We start from the raw sequence: 16300 nt of genomic DNA, 5'->3' as shown, positions 1-16300 counted from the left end.
GTTATCATCGGCACCCGACTGCGGCAAATTAGTCAAACATTAGGACAGAAATGCCCAAATGAGGCGGTCGAGAGACTGATTCGGCACAATTTCGTTGATTCTGACGCACCCCTCGCGGATGGTGATCGAAAAAATAAGATCAACGAGCAGTACAAGGGGCAACATAAATGTCAAAAATCGCATTGGTGGACGACGACAGGAATATCCTGACGTCTGTTCAGATGACTCTTGAGGCCGAAGGTTTCGAGGTAGAGACGTATAATGACGGGCAAAGCGCGCTGGACGCCTTCACCCGCAAGATGCCGGATATGGCGGTGCTGGACATCAAGATGCCCCGCATGGACGGGATGGATCTGCTGCAGCGCCTGCGCCAGAAATCCGAAGTTCCGGTGATCTTCCTGACCTCCAAGGATGACGAGATCGACGAAGTGCTTGGCCTTCGCATGGGCGCCGATGACTACGTGCGCAAGCCGTTTTCCCAGCGTTTGCTGGTCGAACGCATCCGCGCGATCCTGCGCCGCAAGGACGCCATCGCGAAGGATGACGCGGGCGAGGGCGAAGTCGCCCAGACCATGGTGCGCGGCGATCTGGTCATGGACCCGCTGCGCCACACCGTGACGTGGAAGGGCAATGACGTGTCCCTGACGGTCACCGAATTCCTGCTGCTGCAGGCGCTGGCGCAACGCCCCGGCTTCGTGAAGTCCCGCGACCAGCTGATGGACGTGGCCTATGACGATCAGGTCTACGTGGACGACCGCACCATCGACAGCCACATCAAGCGCCTGCGCAAGAAGATGCGAAGCGCGGACGACGAATTTAGCGCGATTGAGACCCTCTACGGCATCGGTTACAGGTATAACGAAGAGTAACCCTATGTCATTGGTGTCGAGGATTTCTGTGGCGGACGGCAGACCGGCTAAAGACGCAGAATTGGTGATGGGCGAGGACTGGACGCAGTCGGATGACAGCGTCGAGCACGAGCTGCGCACGAAACGGGAGAAGCGCAGCTTCATCTCGCTTAACCGCTCGCCGCTTGCGCGCAAGATCATCACGTTCAACCTGCTGGCGCTGATTGTGCTGGTGGCGGGAGTCCTGTTCCTCAACCCGTTTCGCGACAGCCTTGTCGCGCAGCGGGAGATGGCGCTGGTTTCCGAGGCGCAGCTGATCGCCGACGTGTTCGAGGCCCAGCTGGAAGTGCTCGACACGCAAGGAAGCGAAGCGCAACTGCGCGATCCCGCGGCGACCTTGCGCAATCTCGACATCGACCCCGGCGTGGACGTCTATGTGTTCTCGCCCGACGAGAACCTGATGGCGAGCGTGCTGGGCGAAGAACGTCCGCCGCTGTCGGGCGCCGAGGGTCTGCAAAGTGACGACAATGGCACCATCATCACGGGCTTTCTGAACAGCGTCTGGGAGACCATTTCCGGCGCGTTCGGCTCTGCCGGGCGCCCCACGCCAAGCGTGACAGGCGAAGACGAAGCGCGCCAGCTTCTGTCCGAGGCCGCTGCGGGCGCGACCCGCGTGCGCACGGGCCAGGACGGCGCGGGAGGCAGCATCTTCTCAGTTGCGACGCCCATTGAGCTGCAGGGGCAGGTGATTGGCGTCATCGCGCTGTCGACCGTCGCAGGCCAGATCGACGAGCTGGTGCGGGCCGAGCGCGAGCAGGTGTTGCAGATGTTCGTGATCGCAATCCTCGTGTCCATCGGCCTGAGCCTTGTTCTGGCCTCAACCATCGCGAACCCCCTGTCCGACCTCGCCGCCGCCGCCGAGCTGGGCCAGGACAAGAGTGCCCGCAAGGTCAGCCCGAGCCGCGTGCGTATCCCTGATCTGACCGCGCGCCCCGACGAGATCGGCAGGCTGTCCGGCGCGATGCGCGGCATGGTCTCCGCGCTTTACGAACGCATTGACGCCAACGAACAATTCGCCGCCGACGTTGCACATGAGATCAAGAACCCGCTGGCCTCGCTGCGCTCCGCCGTGGGCACGCTGCACGTCGCGAAAACGCAAGATCAGCGTGTGCGCCTGCTTGATGTGATCGAGCATGACGTGCGCCGCCTCGACCGGCTGGTCAGCGACATCTCGAACGCCTCGCGGCTCGACAGCGAGCTGGTGAAGGAGGACGAAGAGCCCTTCGACCTGATGCGCATGATCCACAACCTGTCCGAATATCTCGGCCAGCAGGCCGCAGAGCAGGGCGTGGAATTCATCCGTGATGTGCCGAGCGAGCCGATCATCATTCACGGGCTCGAGGCCCGGCTGGCGCAGGTTTTCGTGAACCTGATCACCAACGCGACCTCGTTTTGCGAGGACGGCGACGCGGTACGTATCTGGGCGCGCAAGCGCGACAACCGCGTGCTGGTGGTGGTAGAGGATACTGGCCCCGGCATTCCGGAGCAGGCGCTGAACAAAGTGTTCAACCGCTTTTATTCCGAGCGCCCGGAGCGGCAGTTCGGCAACCATTCGGGCCTCGGCCTTGCGATTTCCAAGCAGATCGTGGAGGCCCATGGCGGCGTGATCTGGGCGGAGAATATCCGGCCCACCGACGCCGATGTAACGTCCGAGCCGCTTGGCGCGCGCTTCGTCGTGGGTCTTCCTATCTAGGCGCTAATCTGGGCCACGGAGGGCCGCTCGACCATGCGGCTCCCTGATCCTCCCTCTCAAATCCACGCAACCTGTGTAGCCCTTGGCGGGCGCGGTCTGCTGATATTGGGCGCGTCCGGCAGCGGTAAGTCAGGGCTTGCGCTGCAGCTGATGGCCTATGGCGCGGAACTGGTCTGCGATGATCGCTGTGACCTTCGCGTGATTGGTCAAAAGGTGCAGGCCAGCCGCCCAGATCAGCTGCCGCAGGCAATCGAGGCACGAGGGCTCGGCCTCTTGCCCGCCGCGTGCGCAGGCCCCGCGCAGCTGATCGCCGCCGTCGACATGGACCACGCAACAGAGGCCCGGATGCCCGAGCCGGGGACCTGCCAGATCGGAACGGTACGCCTGCCGCTGCTGGTCAAATTCTCGGCACCCCATTTCCCTGCGGCGCTTTATCACTACCTCAAGGCTCAGAATTGATGTTGAGTTAACGCGCGATGAGCGACGACACCGATTTTGCACCCTTGGCCGAGACAGGCCAACAGCTGGTCTTTGTGACCGGACCGTCCGGGGCTGGGCGCAGCACGGCGATCAACGTGCTGGAGGATTTGGGGTTCGAGGCTATTGATAACCTGCCACTCAGCCTGATCCCGCGCCTGCTGGACGGACCGCCGCTTGGCCGCTCGATGGCGCTTGGGGTCGATGTGCGCAACCGAGATTTCACCACGAAGGCGCTGATGAAGCTGCTCGATCGCCTGCCGGAGCGGGCGGATATGAAAGTGAGCCTGCTGTTCCTCGATGCGCGCAAGGACGTGTTGATCCGCCGCTACTCCGAGACCCGGCGGCCCCATCCTATGAGCCCTGATGAGGGGCTCGAGGCCGGGATTGAGCGGGAGGCAGAGCTGCTGGCCGCCATCCGGGCGCGCAGTGATATGCTGATCGACACATCAGACCTGTCGCCCCACGAGCTGCGCGAGAGCCTGACGGGCATGTTCGGCGCGCCGGAGGATCAGCGGCTGTCGGTGTCGCTGCAGTCTTTTTCCTACAAGCGTGGCGTGCCCCATGGCGTCGATATGGTGTTCGACTGCCGGTTCTTGCGCAATCCGCACTGGGAGGCAGAGCTGCGCCCGTTGACCGGCGAGGACCCCAAAGTGGCGGAATATGTGCAACAGGACCCGCGCTATGCGGAGTTTTTCGCAAAGATCCGCGAGCTGACCGAAATGCTGCTGCCAGCCTACCGGGAAGAGGGGAAATCCTACCTGACCATCGGGTTCGGATGCACCGGCGGGCGTCACCGCTCGGTTTCCGTTGCGGAAAATATGGCGGAAGCCCTTGCAAACAAGGGGTGGCAGGTGTCTATAAGGCACCGGGAGATGGAGCGGCGCAGGTGAGGCACACCACACGTTGCGACCGGGGGCGTTTAGCTGGGGTAAGATCGGTTTGATCGGGATCGTGATTGTGGCACATGGCGGGCTGGCGCGGGAGTATCTCGCCGCGGTCGAGCATGTCGTGGGCAAGCAGACCGGAATCCGCGCGATCACCATCGAAGAAAACCATGACCGCGGTGACAAACAGGCCGAGATCTGCGCGGCCGCCGATGCGGTCGACACCGGCGACGGGGTCGTGGTGGTGACGGATATGTTCGGCGGCTCGCCCTCGAACCTGTCGCTGCTGGCCTGCAATCCGGAAAACCGCCGGATCCTCTACGGGGCAAACCTGCCGATGCTGGTCAAGCTCGCCAAGTCCCGCCGGATGGAGGTGGGCGCCGCGGTGGAGCGCGCCATGGAGGCGGGGCGCAAATATATCAACAGCTTCGATGGCAGCGTTTCCAGTGGTTGAACGTCAGCTGAAGATCGTCAACGAGAAGGGCCTGCATGCGCGGGCCTCGGCCAAGTTCGTCGAAGTGGCGGAAGACTTTGATGCCCGCGTCACCGTGTGCAAGGATGGCATGGACGTCTCGGGCGACAGCATCATGGGTTTGCTGATGCTGGCCGCCTCGCGCGGCTCCTCGATCGAGGTGCGCTGCGACGGCCCGGACGAGGTCGCCTGCGCCGACGCGTTGGAGGCCCTCGTGGCCGATCTGTTTGGCGAGCCGATGTAGTGGGAGACGACATGAGTGAGCCGAAGAAGGACGCCGAGGTGGCCCAGCCCACCCACGACCTGCCCTATGACCACCCCGAATACGTCGCCTATGACAAGCGCAACCTGTCCTATGCCAACACGTTTACCAACCCGTGGAAGGCCTGGACGATCCGCATCATGGAGCTGTTCACCGGCAAGCTGCACCTGCTCTACCTGATCCGCAAGTTCGAGCGGGGCGGCGTGCAGTTCGGCCAGGGCTTCTGGGGCGACGCGCTGAAGGTCATGGGGATCGAGCTGCAGACCCCGCAGGCGCAGATCGACCGTATCCCGCAGAAAGGCCCTGTGATCATCGTGGCCAACCACCCCCATGGGCTGGTCGATGGCATGGTACTGGCAGAGCTCATCGGGCGGCGGCGGACGGATTACAAGATTCTGACCCGCTCGCTGCTGACCGGTGTGAACGCCATCGACATGTTCATGATCCCCGTGCCGTTCCCGCACGAGGAGGACGCGCTGCAAAAGAACCTGGAAATGCGCCGCGCCGCGATGGAGCATCTGAAAAACGATGGCTGCATCGTGCTGTTCCCCTCCGGCGTCGTGGCCACGTCAGAGACGATGATGGGCCCGGCGGTGGAGAAGGAATGGAACCCGTTCACTGCCAAGATGATCGCGCGCTCCGGTGCGACCGTGGTGCCGATCTTTTTCCAGGGACAGAATTCCCGCGCCTACCAGATCGCCAACCAGCTGTCCGCGACTTTGCGCCAGGGCCTGCTGATCTACGAGGTGCGCCACGCGCTGTACAAGCCGCAGGCACCTGTCGTGGGCGAGCCGTTCGAGCCTGAAGAGCTGACTTCGCGCGCATCAAACCCGCGCGGCTTCATGGCGTGGCTGCGCGAGCAGACCTTGGCGCTGAAAGATCAAGCCTAGCGCGTCGGGACCGGCGGGTCCTTGCGGTAGTCGTAGAAGCCGCGTTGTGACTTGCGGCCCAGCCACCCGGCCTCCACGTATTTCGTCAGCAGTGGACAGGGGCGGTACTTGGTGTCCGCCAGCCCGTCATGCAGCACGTTCATGATCGCAAGGCAGGTGTCGAGCCCGATGAAATCGGCCAGCTCCAGCGGGCCCATCGGGTGGTTCGCGCCCAGCTTCAGGGACTCGTCGATGGATTTGACCGAGCCCACGCCCTCATAGAGCGTATAGACCGCTTCGTTGATCATCGGCATCAGGATGCGGTTGACGATGAAGGCGGGGAAATCCTCGGCCGAGGCAGCGGTCTTGCCTAGCTTTTCGACCACGCCCAGACAGGTCTCGTAGGTGGGCTTGTCGGTCGCGATTCCGCGGATCAGCTCGACCAGCTGCATGATCGGCACGGGGTTCATGAAGTGGAACCCCATGAACTTCTCGGGACGGTCGGTGCGCGAGGCCAGCCGGGTGATCGATATTGAGGAGGTGTTGGACGTCAGGATCGTGTGCGGCTCCAGATGGGGCAGCAGGTCTTCGAAGATGGCGGTTTTGACGGTTTCGCGCTCGGTCGCGGCCTCGATGATCAGATCGGTGGGCCCCAGATCGGGCAGCTTCAGCGTCGTCGAGATGTTGGCCAGCGCATCCGCGCGCGCCTCGGCGGTGATCTTCTCGCGGCTGACCTGACGGTCGAGATTGCCCTCGATCACCTTGATCGCGTTATCGAGACTGTCCTGCGAGATGTCGTTGAGCAGCACCTTGTACCCAGCCAAAGCAAAGACATGGGCGATGCCATTGCCCATCTGACCTGCGCCCACGACGCCGATTTTCGCGATTTCCATCTGTGCATTCTCCAACTGGATGCCGCCAAGATAGGCCGCGGCGCAGGCCGGGCGCAAGAGCGGCTGAAAGGCTAAAACTTGCGTGAAATTGGCACCTTAGCCTTTTGGCAATCTCCCTATGCGAATCTGGCTGCGGGTGAGAATTAACACTGAGGTGGGGCAATGGCCTATGAACGACCGGACGTCAGTCCGCTGGATTATCAGCAATGCAGGTATGGGCAATCGAAACTGCTGTTTCGCGGGCCAAGGCGGAGCCTGAAAAAGGAATATGTCGCCTTTATCGGCGGGACGGAGACCTACGGGAAATTCATTGAGAAACCGTTCGTCGATCAGGTCGAAGACGCGCTTGGCATCCCGTGCGCCAATTTCAGTGCGATCAACGCGGGCGTGGATGCCTTTGTGCATGATCCCAGCCTGACCGGGCTGTGCAACAGGGCACAGGCCACAGTGGTTCAGGTCATGGGCGCGCAGAACATGTCGAACCGGTTCTACACGGTCCATCCACGGCGCAATGATCGGTTCTTGAAGGCCTCAACCCTTCTGAAGGCGATCTACCCGGAGGTGGATTTCACCGAATTTTCGTTCACGCGTCACTTGCTGACCACGCTCAAGGCGTTGTCGGCGCAGCGGTTCGCAACGATCGAGATGGAGCTGCGCGCGGCATGGGTCGGGCGGATGGAGTCGATGCTGCGCCAGATCGCGGGCCACAAGATCTTACTCTGGCTGAAAGAGCCTCAGCCTTCCGCCCCATCCCATGCAAACCTCGGGGCTGAGCCTTTGTTTGTCGACGGTGCGCTTGTGCACCGGCTCGCGGGTGCGGCCTCGGAAATCATCGAGATCGATATCCACGGTGCGCGCGGTCAGCTTGAAGGCATGTGCTACGCGCCGATGGAACAGCCCGCAGCCGCCGAGATGATCGGCATCGCCGGGCACGCGCAGATCGCCGAGCGGATGATCAAGGCGCTCCACTGAGCAAAACAAAAAGGCCCGCCGGTGGGGCGGGCCTTCTCGTAATAATGTCCAAAAGACCTAGAGCGCGTCGATCAGCTTCGGCACGGCGTCGAACAGGTCGGCGACCAGACCGTAATCGGCCACCTGGAAGATCGGCGCCTCCTCGTCCTTGTTGATCGCGACGATGATCTTGGAGTCCTTCATGCCAGCAAGGTGCTGGATCGCGCCGGAGATGCCGACGGCGACATACAGATCAGGCGCTACGACCTTACCGGTCTGACCAACCTGCCAGTCGTTCGGTGCATAGCCGGAATCGACGGCTGCTCGGGACGCACCCACGGCGGCACCCAGCTTATCGGCGAGCTTTTCGATCATGGCGAAGTCTTCCTCGGAGCCCACGCCGCGGCCGCCAGAGACGACGATACCGGCAGAGGTCAGCTCGGGGCGGTCGCTTTCGGCGACCTTGTCTTCGACCCACTCGGACAAGCCCGGATTGGGTGCGGCAGCGATGCTTTCGACCGAAGCCGAGCCGCCATCACCGGCCGCGTCGAAATTCGCGGTCCGCACAGTCAGAACCTTCTTGCCGTCGCCGGATTGCACGGTCTGGATCGCGTTGCCCGCATAGATCGGGCGCTCGAACGTATTGGCGTCGACCACGGCGGTCACGTCGGAGATCACCATCGCGTCCAGAAGGGCGGCCACGCGGGGCAGCACGTTCTTGGCAGACGCGGTGGAGGGGGCCACGATGTGATCGTAGTCGCCCGCAAGCGAGATGATCAGGTCCGCGATCGGCTCGGCCAGGCCGTTGCCATAAGCGGCCTCATCGGCGCAGAGCACCTTGGAGACGCCTGCGATCTTCGCGGCCTCGGCGGCGGCACCGCTGCAGCCTGCGCTGGCGCACAACACGGTGACATCGCCGATGGCGGCCCCGGCGGTGACGGCCTTTGCGGTTGCGTCCAGAGCCAGCTCGGCCCCGTTGAGTTCAGCCAAAAGAAGTACAGCCATCTTAGATAACCCCCGCTTCATCTTTGAGTTTCGCGACCAGCTCATCCACCGAACCGACCTTGATCCCGGCCTTGCGGCTCTCGGGTTCGGTCGTCTTGACGACGGTCAGGCGGGACGCGGTGTCGACGCCGTAATCGGCGGCGGTCTTCTCGTCCAAAGGCTTTTTCTTGGCCTTCATGATGTTGGGCAGCGAGGCATAGCGCGGCTCGTTGAGGCGCAGATCCGCGGTGACCACGGTGGGCATGTTGACCTTGATGGTCTGCAGGCCGCCATCGACCTCGCGGGTCACGACCGCCTTGTCGCCATCGACGTCCAGCTCCGAGGCGAAGGTCGCCTGGGACCAGCCCAGCAGCGCCGACAGCATCTGGCCGGTGGCATTCATGTCATTGTCAATGGCCTGCTTGCCGCAGATCACCAGACCGGGCTGCTCTTCGTCGACCACGCCCTTGAGAATCTTGGCGACGGCCAGCGGCTCGATATCCGTGTGCACATCATCGGCGGCGATGACCAGAATGGCGCGATCCGCGCCCATGGCGAGGGCCGTGCGCAGGGTTTCCTGGCTTTGCTTGACGCCGATGGAGACGGCGACGACTTCCTCGACCTTGCCGGCTTCCTTGAGGCGGATCGCCTCTTCGACGGCAATCTCGTCGAACGGGTTCATGGACATTTTGACATTGGCGAGGTCGACACCGCTGCCGTCCGCCTTCACGCGGACTTTCACGTTATAGTCGATCACGCGCTTGACGGGTACGAGGACCTTCATCTGCGGTATCTCCCTAGAGTTGTGCCGCGAGCGGCGCAGGTAACTTCCTGACCTCAGATACCGGAGGCCCCGGACTGAAAACAGGTCAAAATCGACGCAGAGCGTCGCCGTGACGCCGCGTTTGTGAAAAAATTGCAGAAATTTTCACGATTGCAAGGGAATTGAGCAACTGGACGGCGCAGGGGCCTAGCGGTTGGCCCCCGGAACCCAAAGCACGTCGTCCTTGCCGTCATTATTGGCGATCCGCGAGGCCACGAAGAACCAATCCGACAGTCGGTTGAGGTACTTCACGGCGGACGGGTTCACTGATTCCATCGTGGCAAGCTCCACCGTCAGCCGTTCCGCGCGGCGCGACACGGTGCGGCAGAGATGCAGGTGGGCGGCCAACGCCGAGCCGCCGGGCAGGATGAAAGAGCGCAGCGGCTCCAGCGCGGCGTTCATCTTGTCGATCTCGGATTCGAGCCGGTCGACCTGGGCCGAGGCCATGCGCAGCGGCGGGTATTCGGCGTCAGCGTCCATTTCCATATCCGGGCGGCACAGGTCCGCGCCAAGATCGAACAGGTCGTTCTGGATCATCGCAAGCTGCGCGTCGAGCGCGTCATCGGCATGCAAGCGGGCCAACCCCACGGTGGCGTTTGCCTCGTCAACGGTGCCGTAGGCCGTGACCCGCATCGAATGCTTGGCCACGCGCGCGCCATTGCCGAGCGCGGTCTCCCCGGCGTCGCCGGTCTTGGTATAAATCTTGTTGAGAACGACCATTCAGTTCATGCGCCTCCCATGCGCCGGACAAAGACAAAAAGCAGGATCAGGATAACGGCCACGAACTGCGCCCCGATGCGGTAGCGCATGATCCGGTTGGCGTGCTTGCGGTTGAAGTCGCCGCCCTTCGCAAAGCCGCCGATGCCGATGAGCAGGATCACCAGCACCAAGAGGCAGGCCACCGCCACAACTATGAAAAGAGGATCGTCAGCCATGTCATTGTCCCTTGCTACCAGTGTTGCCGTGCCATGTAGCAGAGCCGCGCGCGAAGGGAAGGGTTCACATCCGGTCGATCAGCGCATCGAGCGCGCGGGCGGGCAAAATGCGCTTGAGTACGGCCATCAGGTAGGTCGGGGTCGTAATCATGTACCGGGCCTTCGGTTTCGCGTCCGTCAACGCGCGCCAGACCTTGTGACTGACGGCAGAGGCGGGCAGTTCGAACGTATCGGGGCCGTTGCTCTCGTAGAGCCGCTTGAGAAGGCTTTCTTCGTACTGCGCGCGGCGCGGCGAGGCGTCCCAGTCGATCCATTTCTCGAAATGGGGGATCGAATTTTCGCGTATTTTCGATGTAATCGGGCCGGGCTCGATCAGAACGATTTCGATCCCGGTGTCGCGCATCTCGATCCGGAGCGTGTCGGTCAGGCCTTCCATCGCGAATTTCGTCGCATTGTAGGCCCCGCGCCACTTCAACGTGACGAAGCCCAGCACCGAAGAGCAGTTGAGGATGCGCCCATGCCCTTGAGCCCGCATCACCGGGATCACCAGCCGCGTCAGTTCGTGATAGCCAAACAGGTTCGTCTCGAAGATCGAACGCAACGCATCTGTGGGCAGGTCTTCGACCGCGCCGGGCACCCCGAAGGCCGCGTTGTTGAACAGGGCGTCAAGCGTGCCACCGGTGCGCGACAGGCATTCATCCAGCGCCGCCTTCATCGAGGCCGCATCGCTTTGATCCAATGGGAAACTTTCCAGACCCTCGCCTTGCAGCCGGGCGCAGTCCTCGGGCTTGCGACAGGTCGCGAAGACCCGCCAGCCGCGGGCTTGAAGATAGAGGGCCGCGTCGTAGCCGATGCCAGACGAACAGCCCGTGATCAGGATGGATTTGCGTGTCATGGGCGCGTCGTAGCGCCTTGTCTGCGGGCGGAAAAGTCCTATTCCGTCCCTTATTCAGGCGCGGCCAAGAATTGGGCGGACATGAACGCCTCGGTGCCGGTCTCGAGGATGTACACCTTGGCCCAGCCTGAGGGCAGCATCTCGATAATCTCCGCGCTGTCGTTGAGCGTCGCGCGCCCGACGACGGCGTTGTTCGTCGACGGCCCGGCCCGCAAATTGACGGCCCGCGCGGTCACGCGCCAAATTTCGTTGCTGGACGCTGCGGACGCGGACTGCTCCGGCTCGGCTTGCGTTTCGAGTTGCGGCGCGGGCTCCGCGATAGTGGTCGCGGTGACAACCGGCGTGGGCTCTGCGGTTGCGTCGGTCGAAGGTGATGCGGAGACGAGGACAGGGGATTCGATTTCGGATGTGGGTTCACTTGTGGGCTCGGGCGTCTGTGAGAGGACCGGGGCGGGCTCTGGTTCGGCTTCTTCCTCAGACAGGGATTGCGTGACCAGTGCCACTGTCTCGGATCGCGTAACCTGTTGAAGTTCGCGGGCTTCTCGTGCGGCCAGCTCTTCGGGCGTGGGTTCGCCGAAATACAGCAATATCCCATAGAGCGCCGCACACAGCCCAAGTACCCACTTCAACATCGTCTTTCGTCCCCCGGTCGGTTTGTCATACCGTAGATAATAGATACCACAGAATAACCATGGGGAAAGTATCTGGTTCCCTCCCCCGGTGACGCAAAACGCCCGTTTACCCCGCGCCCGGGCAGCGCTACACAGCATCTATGTCCGACGAGAGCGATACCCCCCAGATGGAGCCCTCTGAGCTGGCCGAGCCGCTGCGCCGCGCCATTGGCGAGCGCTATCTGACCTATGCGCTGTCGACGATCATGCACCGCGCGCTGCCCGATGCCCGTGACGGCTTGAAGCCGGTGCACCGCCGGATCCTGTACGCGATGCGCGAGTTGCGGCTGGCGTCGAATGGGGGCTTCCGTAAGTCCGCCAAGATTTCCGGCGACGTGATGGGCAACTATCACCCCCATGGCGACGCTGCGATCTACGACGCGATGGCGCGCTTGGCGCAGGATTTCAACGTCCGCTATCCGCTGGTGGACGGGCAGGGCAACTTCGGCAATATCGACGGGGATAACCCCGCCGCGGCCCGTTATACCGAAGCGCGGATGACCGCCGCCGCCGAGGCGCTGTTGGAGGGTCTCAACGAGAACGCGGTCGATTACCGGCCCAATTACGACGGCACGCTCGAAGAGCCCGAGGTGTTGCCCGCGACCTTCCCGAACCTGCTGGCAAACGGCTCAAGCGGGATCGCGGTGGGGATGGCCACGAACATCCCGCCCCACAATATCGACGAGCTGCTGAACGCTTGTATCCACCTGATCAAGGCGCCGAATGCCCGCGACGAGACGCTGCTTGATCACGTGCCCGGTCCAGATTTCCCCACCGGCGGGATCATAGTCGAGCCACGCGAAAACATTCTCGAGGCCTACCGCACGGGCCGCGGCTCGTTCCGTCTGCGCTCGAAATGGGAAGTCGAGGATCTGGGGCGTGGCCTGTGGCAGATCGTGGTCACCGAGATCCCGTATCAGGTTCAGAAATCCAAGCTGATCGAGAAGATCGCAGAGCTGATCCAGACCAAGAAAGTCCCAATCCTGGCCGACATCCGCGACGAGAGCGCCGACGACATCCGCGTCGTGCTGGAGCCGAGGTCAAAAAATGTCGACCCTGAGGTGCTGATGGGCATGATGTTCCGCAATTCCGATCTGGAAACGCGGTTCTCGCTCAACATGAACGTGCTGATCGACGGGCGCACGCCGAAGGTGTGTTCGCTCAAAGAGATCCTGCGGGCGTTTCTCGACCACCGGCGCGAGGTGCTGCAGCGCCGCGCCCGTCACCGGCTCGAGAAGATCGACCACCGGTTGGAAGTGCTCGAAGGCTTCATTCTTGCCTTCCTGAACCTCGACCGCGTGATCGACATCATTCGCTATGATGACGATCCCAAATCGGGCCTGATGTTCGAAGACTGGGGCCGCGAGCACACCCGCGCGACCGACGAGACCGACTATGTTGGCCCGGCCCCGCGCGAGGGCGAGCCGTCCCTGACCGAAGTGCAGGCCGACGCGATCCTGAACATGCGCCTGCGCTCCCTGCGCCGCCTCGAAGAGATGGAGCTGAAGCGCGAGCGCGACGAGCTTATGGAAGAGCGCGCCGGCCTCGAGGATCTGCTGGAAAGCGACGAGCTGCAGTGGAAGAAGATCACCGAGCAGCTGCGCGAGACCCGCAAGCTTTTTGGCAAGGACAGCGAAGGCGGCGCGCGCCGCACCGAGTTTGCCGAGGCCACCGAGATCGCCGAAGTGCCGCTGGAAGCCATGATCGATCGGGAGCCGATCACCGTGGTCTGCTCCAAGATGGGCTGGGTCCGGGCCATGACTGGCCATATCGACCTCACCCGCGAGCTGAAATTCAAGGACGGCGACGAGGGCCGCTTCCTGTTTCACGCCGAGACGACCGACCGCCTGCTGGTCTTCGGCTCGAACGGGCGGTTCTACACCGTCTCCGCGTCGAACCTGCCCGGTGGGCGCGGCATGGGAGAGCCGCTGCGCCTGATGATCGACCTGCCCAACGAGGCGGAAATCGTGGATATCTTCATCCACGTGCCGGGCCGCAAACTGCTTGTGGCCTCCAGCGCGGGGGACGGTTTTGTCGTGGGCGAGGACGAGGTCGTGGCCCAGACCCGCGCGGGCAAACAGGTGCTCAACGTTAAGGACGATGTGCGGGCGGTCGTGTGCAAGCCGGTCACCGGCGATCACGTGGCCATCGTCAGCCAGAACGGAAAATTTCTTGTCTTCCCTGCCGCCGAGCTGCCCGAGATGGGCCGCGGCAAGGGCGTGCGGCTCCAGAAATACAACATGGCGCGCGGCAAGCAGGGCTCATTGGAGCTGGACGGCGGGCTGTCCGATCTGACCACATTCAATTGGGACGATGGCCTGACTTGGAGCATGGGCGGCGGCAAAACCCGGCACGAGCCCGATATGTCCGAATGGCTTGGCAAGCGCGCGGGCGTCGGCAAACGCCCGCCCTACGGGTTCCCGAAAAGCTACAAGTTCGAGTGATCAGCGCTCCCTAGGCCGCATCGACATTCAGCCACACGCCACCCTCGGGGCGGGTGGTGACGATCAGCACAGGCTGTGGCGTCTTTCCCGGCACCAGCGTGAACCGGAAACGCGCGAGCAGCGTGGCAAGGATGATGACGGCCTCCTGTATCGCAAAGCTCATCCCGATGCAGATGCGCGGCCCGTCCCCGAACGGCAGATAGGTGAAGCGCGCGGTCTTGTGGCCAGGGGCGAAGCGGTCCGGGTCGAAGTGATCGGGGTTGTCCCACAGCTGGCGCGAGCGATGCAGCGCATAGACCGGCAGCATGACCGTGTCGCCCTTCAGAATTTCGGTGCCGCAAAGCTCGTCCCGCTCGCGCGCGCTGCGCGACAGGATCCCCGCCGGCGGGTAGAGCCGCAGCGCCTCGTCGATGATCTGGCGGATGTAGGGCAGGGCGTCGATGTCGGATTGCGCCGCAACGCGTTCGCCCAGAACCGCTTGCGCCTCGGCCCTCGCGCGGTCCTGCACGCCTTGATCAAAGGCGCACAAATACAGAGCCCAGGCGAGCGTGAGCGCCGTTGTCTCATGGCCCGCGACGATGAAGGCCAACAGGTTGTCGCGCAGCTCGGGCGTGGTCATCTTGCGCTTCGTGTCGGGGTCCTCGCCCGCCAGAAGCAGGTCGAGCAGGTCTCGGCGGTGGCCGTCGCTGCGCGCCTCGATCACCCCGTCGGCCATGGATTTCATCGCGTTCATTGTGCCGCTCGCGACCACCCGCGACGGGCGCGGCACCCAATCGGGCAGGTTGAGCATGTCGAAGAACGACACCTTGGCCGCCCCGTTGATGTAGCCGTCGATGGCATGGTGCAGCGCCGCGCGATCAAAGCCCTCATCGCCGGAAAAGGTCACGTCGGAGATGACCTCGAACGTCGCCGTGACCATCTCCGCCAGCATGTCGGCTGCGCGCCCCTCGGCCCCGGCGATGCGACCGGCCGCGCGTTCCGCCGCCTGCGACATGATCGGCGACAGGTTGGCCACATTGCGATGCGTGAATACCGGCGCCGCGGCCCGGCGTTGCCACCGCCAGTCGTCCCCCTCGGCCACGAACAGGCTGTTGCCGATGGCCGGGCGCAGGATGCTTTTGGTGACGTCGGATTTCGGATAGTCGTCGAGCCGGTCGCGCAGTACCCGCCGGATCGCGTCCGGCTCGGTGATCATGTGCCAGCGCGCCGCCTGATTGCCCGACACGATGGGCTGATGCAGTGCGGCCTCCGGGATGATGTCCAGCAGATTGCGCCGCGCCGCCTTGAAGCTGTCGATCAGCCCCAGCGGCTGGCGGGGCAGGGTGGCGCGGGGCGGCAGGGCGTTTCTCATGCTCTTAAGATATGTGCTCTTACCGCCACGGCAATGCGCGGGTGCGTTTGCACCGCTCCGGGGGCTTCGATATGTGTGGTGGGACCAGTCGGAGGATCCCCATGCGCACCATTCTCGCCATCGCCACTGCCCTGTTGCTGAGCGCCTGCGCGGTGCCGGACCCGGATACCGAGGAGCAGGTCGATCTCGGCGATTTCAGCCTTGGCCACAACGTGGTTGTGACCAAGAACGCCCAGAAGATCGGTCCGTCGCGCACCGCCACGCCCGAGGAGTGGGAAGAGCTGCTGGAGGCCGAGATGGAGCGCCGCTTTGGCCGCTACGAGGGCGAGAAGCTCTACCATATCGGCATCAACCTCGATGGCTACGCGCTGGCCGTGCCCGGCGTGCCGGTGGTGCTGTCGCCCAAATCGGCGCTGGTGATCTCGCTGACGGTCTGGGACGACGCGGCGGAGAAGAAGCTCAACGAGCCGCCCCGGCAGATGACCATCCTCGAGCAATTCGATGGCAACACGATCTTCGGCTCTGGCCTGACCCAGAACCGCGACAAGCAGATGAAGAACCTCGCTGCCAACATGACCAAGGCGGTGCAGCGCTATCTTTTAGCCAACCGTGAATGGTTCGGCGCGCCCCCCGATCCGGAGGCCAAGGCGGCCGCCGAGGCCGACGTGCTGAAGCTGCCGGAGGCGCAGGCGGAAGCCGCGGCGGCCGCCGCGCCAGAGGTCGAGCTGCCCGAGGTGCCCGTGCCTGCCGAGTGAGCCAAACTGGCGCTTGATTTTTCCGCCGAT

Annotated in this window: 18 protein-coding genes; 10 read left to right on the top strand and 8 right to left on the bottom strand. The window is 63.3% G+C overall.

Features of this window, described 5'->3' with window-relative positions:
- The first annotated feature begins 167 nt into the window (after nt 1-167).
- The 7 genes from C8N43_RS09670 to C8N43_RS09640 are packed head-to-tail and all read left to right on the top strand — an operon-like array spanning nt 168 to nt 5589.
- Nucleotides 168-869: a response regulator transcription factor gene (locus C8N43_RS09670; RefSeq protein WP_107845395.1), complete on the top strand. Its 702-nt coding sequence runs from the start codon at nt 168-170 to the stop codon at nt 867-869.
- 4 nt (nt 870-873) lie between these two features.
- Nucleotides 874-2601 carry a sensor histidine kinase gene (locus tag C8N43_RS09665; RefSeq protein ID WP_107845394.1) on the top strand — a complete coding sequence of 576 codons (1728 nt, stop codon included), beginning with the start codon at nt 874-876 and terminating at the stop codon, nt 2599-2601.
- A gap of 33 nt (nt 2602-2634) precedes the next feature.
- On the top strand, nt 2635-3060 hold the full coding sequence (locus tag C8N43_RS09660; RefSeq protein ID WP_107845393.1) for an HPr kinase/phosphorylase: 426 nt from the start codon (nt 2635-2637) through the stop codon (nt 3058-3060).
- A gap of 17 nt (nt 3061-3077) precedes the next feature.
- Nucleotides 3078-3971 (top strand): RNase adapter RapZ, encoded by an 894-nt coding sequence (gene rapZ / locus C8N43_RS09655; RefSeq protein ID WP_107845392.1) that lies wholly within the window; start codon nt 3078-3080, stop codon nt 3969-3971.
- A gap of 49 nt (nt 3972-4020) precedes the next feature.
- On the top strand, nt 4021-4419 hold the full coding sequence (locus C8N43_RS09650; RefSeq protein WP_107845391.1) for a PTS sugar transporter subunit IIA: 399 nt from the start codon (nt 4021-4023) through the stop codon (nt 4417-4419).
- Nucleotides 4397-4681, top strand: a complete 285-nt coding sequence (locus C8N43_RS09645; RefSeq protein WP_425437055.1) for an HPr family phosphocarrier protein — start codon at nt 4397-4399, stop codon at nt 4679-4681. The genes C8N43_RS09650 and C8N43_RS09645 overlap by 23 nt, the downstream gene beginning before the upstream one ends.
- An 11-nt stretch (nt 4682-4692) precedes the next feature.
- Entirely contained in the window at nt 4693-5589 is an 897-nt protein-coding gene (locus C8N43_RS09640; protein WP_107845390.1) for a lysophospholipid acyltransferase family protein, read from the top strand.
- Here the strand turns inward: C8N43_RS09640 and C8N43_RS09635 are convergent.
- A complete protein-coding gene (locus tag C8N43_RS09635) occupies nt 5586-6461 on the bottom strand; it encodes a 3-hydroxybutyryl-CoA dehydrogenase (RefSeq protein WP_107845389.1) in 876 nt (291 codons plus the stop codon). The genes C8N43_RS09640 and C8N43_RS09635 overlap by 4 nt on opposite strands.
- A 162-nt stretch (nt 6462-6623) precedes the next feature.
- On the opposite strand from C8N43_RS09635, the gene C8N43_RS09630 reads away from it, so the two are divergent.
- On the top strand, nt 6624-7433 hold the full coding sequence (locus C8N43_RS09630) for a DUF6473 family protein (RefSeq protein ID WP_107845388.1): 810 nt from the start codon (nt 6624-6626) through the stop codon (nt 7431-7433).
- A 57-nt stretch (nt 7434-7490) separates the two neighbouring features.
- Here the strand turns inward: C8N43_RS09630 and C8N43_RS09625 are convergent, their stop codons facing one another.
- From C8N43_RS09625 to C8N43_RS09600, 6 genes are all read right to left on the bottom strand, one after another.
- Nucleotides 7491-8417: an electron transfer flavoprotein subunit alpha/FixB family protein gene (locus C8N43_RS09625; protein ID WP_107845387.1), complete on the bottom strand. Its 927-nt coding sequence runs from the start codon at nt 8415-8417 to the stop codon at nt 7491-7493.
- A gap of 1 nt (nt 8418) precedes the next feature.
- Nucleotides 8419-9180 carry an electron transfer flavoprotein subunit beta/FixA family protein gene (locus C8N43_RS09620; RefSeq protein ID WP_107845386.1) on the bottom strand — a complete coding sequence of 254 codons (762 nt, stop codon included), beginning with the start codon at nt 9178-9180 and terminating at the stop codon, nt 8419-8421.
- 186 nt (nt 9181-9366) lie between these two features.
- On the bottom strand, nt 9367-9939 hold the full coding sequence (locus C8N43_RS09615) for a cob(I)yrinic acid a,c-diamide adenosyltransferase (RefSeq protein WP_107845385.1): 573 nt from the start codon (nt 9937-9939) through the stop codon (nt 9367-9369).
- 5 nt (nt 9940-9944) lie between these two features.
- Nucleotides 9945-10154, bottom strand: a complete 210-nt coding sequence (locus C8N43_RS09610; RefSeq protein ID WP_107845384.1) for a twin transmembrane helix small protein — start codon at nt 10152-10154, stop codon at nt 9945-9947.
- A gap of 64 nt (nt 10155-10218) precedes the next feature.
- Nucleotides 10219-11049, bottom strand: coding sequence for an SDR family NAD(P)-dependent oxidoreductase (locus C8N43_RS09605; RefSeq protein WP_107845383.1), 831 nt, complete (start codon nt 11047-11049; stop codon nt 10219-10221).
- 50 nt (nt 11050-11099) lie between these two features.
- Nucleotides 11100-11681, bottom strand: a complete 582-nt coding sequence (locus C8N43_RS09600; protein WP_107845382.1) for an SH3 domain-containing protein — start codon at nt 11679-11681, stop codon at nt 11100-11102.
- 140 nt (nt 11682-11821) lie between these two features.
- Here C8N43_RS09600 and C8N43_RS09595 point away from each other — a divergent pair, with 140 nt between their 5' ends.
- Nucleotides 11822-14164, top strand: coding sequence for a DNA topoisomerase IV subunit A (locus tag C8N43_RS09595; protein ID WP_107845381.1), 2343 nt, complete (start codon nt 11822-11824; stop codon nt 14162-14164).
- A 10-nt stretch (nt 14165-14174) separates the two neighbouring features.
- Here the strand turns inward: C8N43_RS09595 and C8N43_RS09590 are convergent, their stop codons facing one another.
- Nucleotides 14175-15515: a cytochrome P450 gene (locus C8N43_RS09590; protein WP_107845380.1), complete on the bottom strand. Its 1341-nt coding sequence runs from the start codon at nt 15513-15515 to the stop codon at nt 14175-14177.
- Nucleotides 15516-15616: 101 nt separating this feature from the next.
- On the opposite strand from C8N43_RS09590, the gene C8N43_RS09585 reads away from it, so the two are divergent.
- Complete coding sequence (locus C8N43_RS09585; RefSeq protein WP_211308576.1) at nt 15617-16270, top strand: hypothetical protein; 654 nt, start codon at nt 15617-15619, stop codon at nt 16268-16270.
- Nucleotides 16271-16300: the final 30 nt, after the last annotated feature.

The sequence above is a fragment of the Litoreibacter ponti genome (assembly GCF_003054285.1).
Lineage (GTDB): Bacteria > Pseudomonadota > Alphaproteobacteria > Rhodobacterales > Rhodobacteraceae > Litoreibacter > Litoreibacter ponti.
Note: the sequence above shows the minus strand (reverse complement) of the source record. Positions and strands in the feature narration are given on the sequence as shown.

Excerpts from the sequence above, each read along its gene's own strand:
- C8N43_RS09645 (WP_425437055.1), top strand. The coding sequence starts at position 4,397 with ATGGCAGCGTTTCCAGTGGTTGAACGTCAGCTGAAGATCGTCAACGAG.
- C8N43_RS09600 (WP_107845382.1), bottom strand. The coding sequence starts at position 11,681 with ATGTTGAAGTGGGTACTTGGGCTGTGTGCGGCGCTCTATGGGATATTG.
- C8N43_RS09610 (WP_107845384.1), bottom strand. The coding sequence starts at position 10,154 with ATGGCTGACGATCCTCTTTTCATAGTTGTGGCGGTGGCCTGCCTCTTG.
- C8N43_RS09615 (WP_107845385.1), bottom strand. The coding sequence starts at position 9,939 with ATGGTCGTTCTCAACAAGATTTATACCAAGACCGGCGACGCCGGGGAG.
- C8N43_RS09625 (WP_107845387.1), bottom strand. The coding sequence starts at position 8,417 with ATGGCTGTACTTCTTTTGGCTGAACTCAACGGGGCCGAGCTGGCTCTG.
- C8N43_RS09670 (WP_107845395.1), top strand. The coding sequence starts at position 168 with ATGTCAAAAATCGCATTGGTGGACGACGACAGGAATATCCTGACGTCT.
- C8N43_RS09640 (WP_107845390.1), top strand. The coding sequence starts at position 4,693 with ATGAGTGAGCCGAAGAAGGACGCCGAGGTGGCCCAGCCCACCCACGAC.
- C8N43_RS09595 (WP_107845381.1), top strand. The coding sequence starts at position 11,822 with ATGTCCGACGAGAGCGATACCCCCCAGATGGAGCCCTCTGAGCTGGCC.
- C8N43_RS09605 (WP_107845383.1), bottom strand. The coding sequence starts at position 11,049 with ATGACACGCAAATCCATCCTGATCACGGGCTGTTCGTCTGGCATCGGC.
- C8N43_RS09590 (WP_107845380.1), bottom strand. The coding sequence starts at position 15,515 with ATGAGAAACGCCCTGCCGCCCCGCGCCACCCTGCCCCGCCAGCCGCTG.
- C8N43_RS09620 (WP_107845386.1), bottom strand. The coding sequence starts at position 9,180 with ATGAAGGTCCTCGTACCCGTCAAGCGCGTGATCGACTATAACGTGAAA.
- C8N43_RS09635 (WP_107845389.1), bottom strand. The coding sequence starts at position 6,461 with ATGGAAATCGCGAAAATCGGCGTCGTGGGCGCAGGTCAGATGGGCAAT.
- rapZ (WP_107845392.1), top strand. The coding sequence starts at position 3,078 with ATGAGCGACGACACCGATTTTGCACCCTTGGCCGAGACAGGCCAACAG.
- C8N43_RS09585 (WP_211308576.1), top strand. The coding sequence starts at position 15,617 with ATGCGCACCATTCTCGCCATCGCCACTGCCCTGTTGCTGAGCGCCTGC.
- C8N43_RS09660 (WP_107845393.1), top strand. The coding sequence starts at position 2,635 with ATGCGGCTCCCTGATCCTCCCTCTCAAATCCACGCAACCTGTGTAGCC.
- C8N43_RS09630 (WP_107845388.1), top strand. The coding sequence starts at position 6,624 with ATGGCCTATGAACGACCGGACGTCAGTCCGCTGGATTATCAGCAATGC.
- C8N43_RS09665 (WP_107845394.1), top strand. The coding sequence starts at position 874 with ATGTCATTGGTGTCGAGGATTTCTGTGGCGGACGGCAGACCGGCTAAA.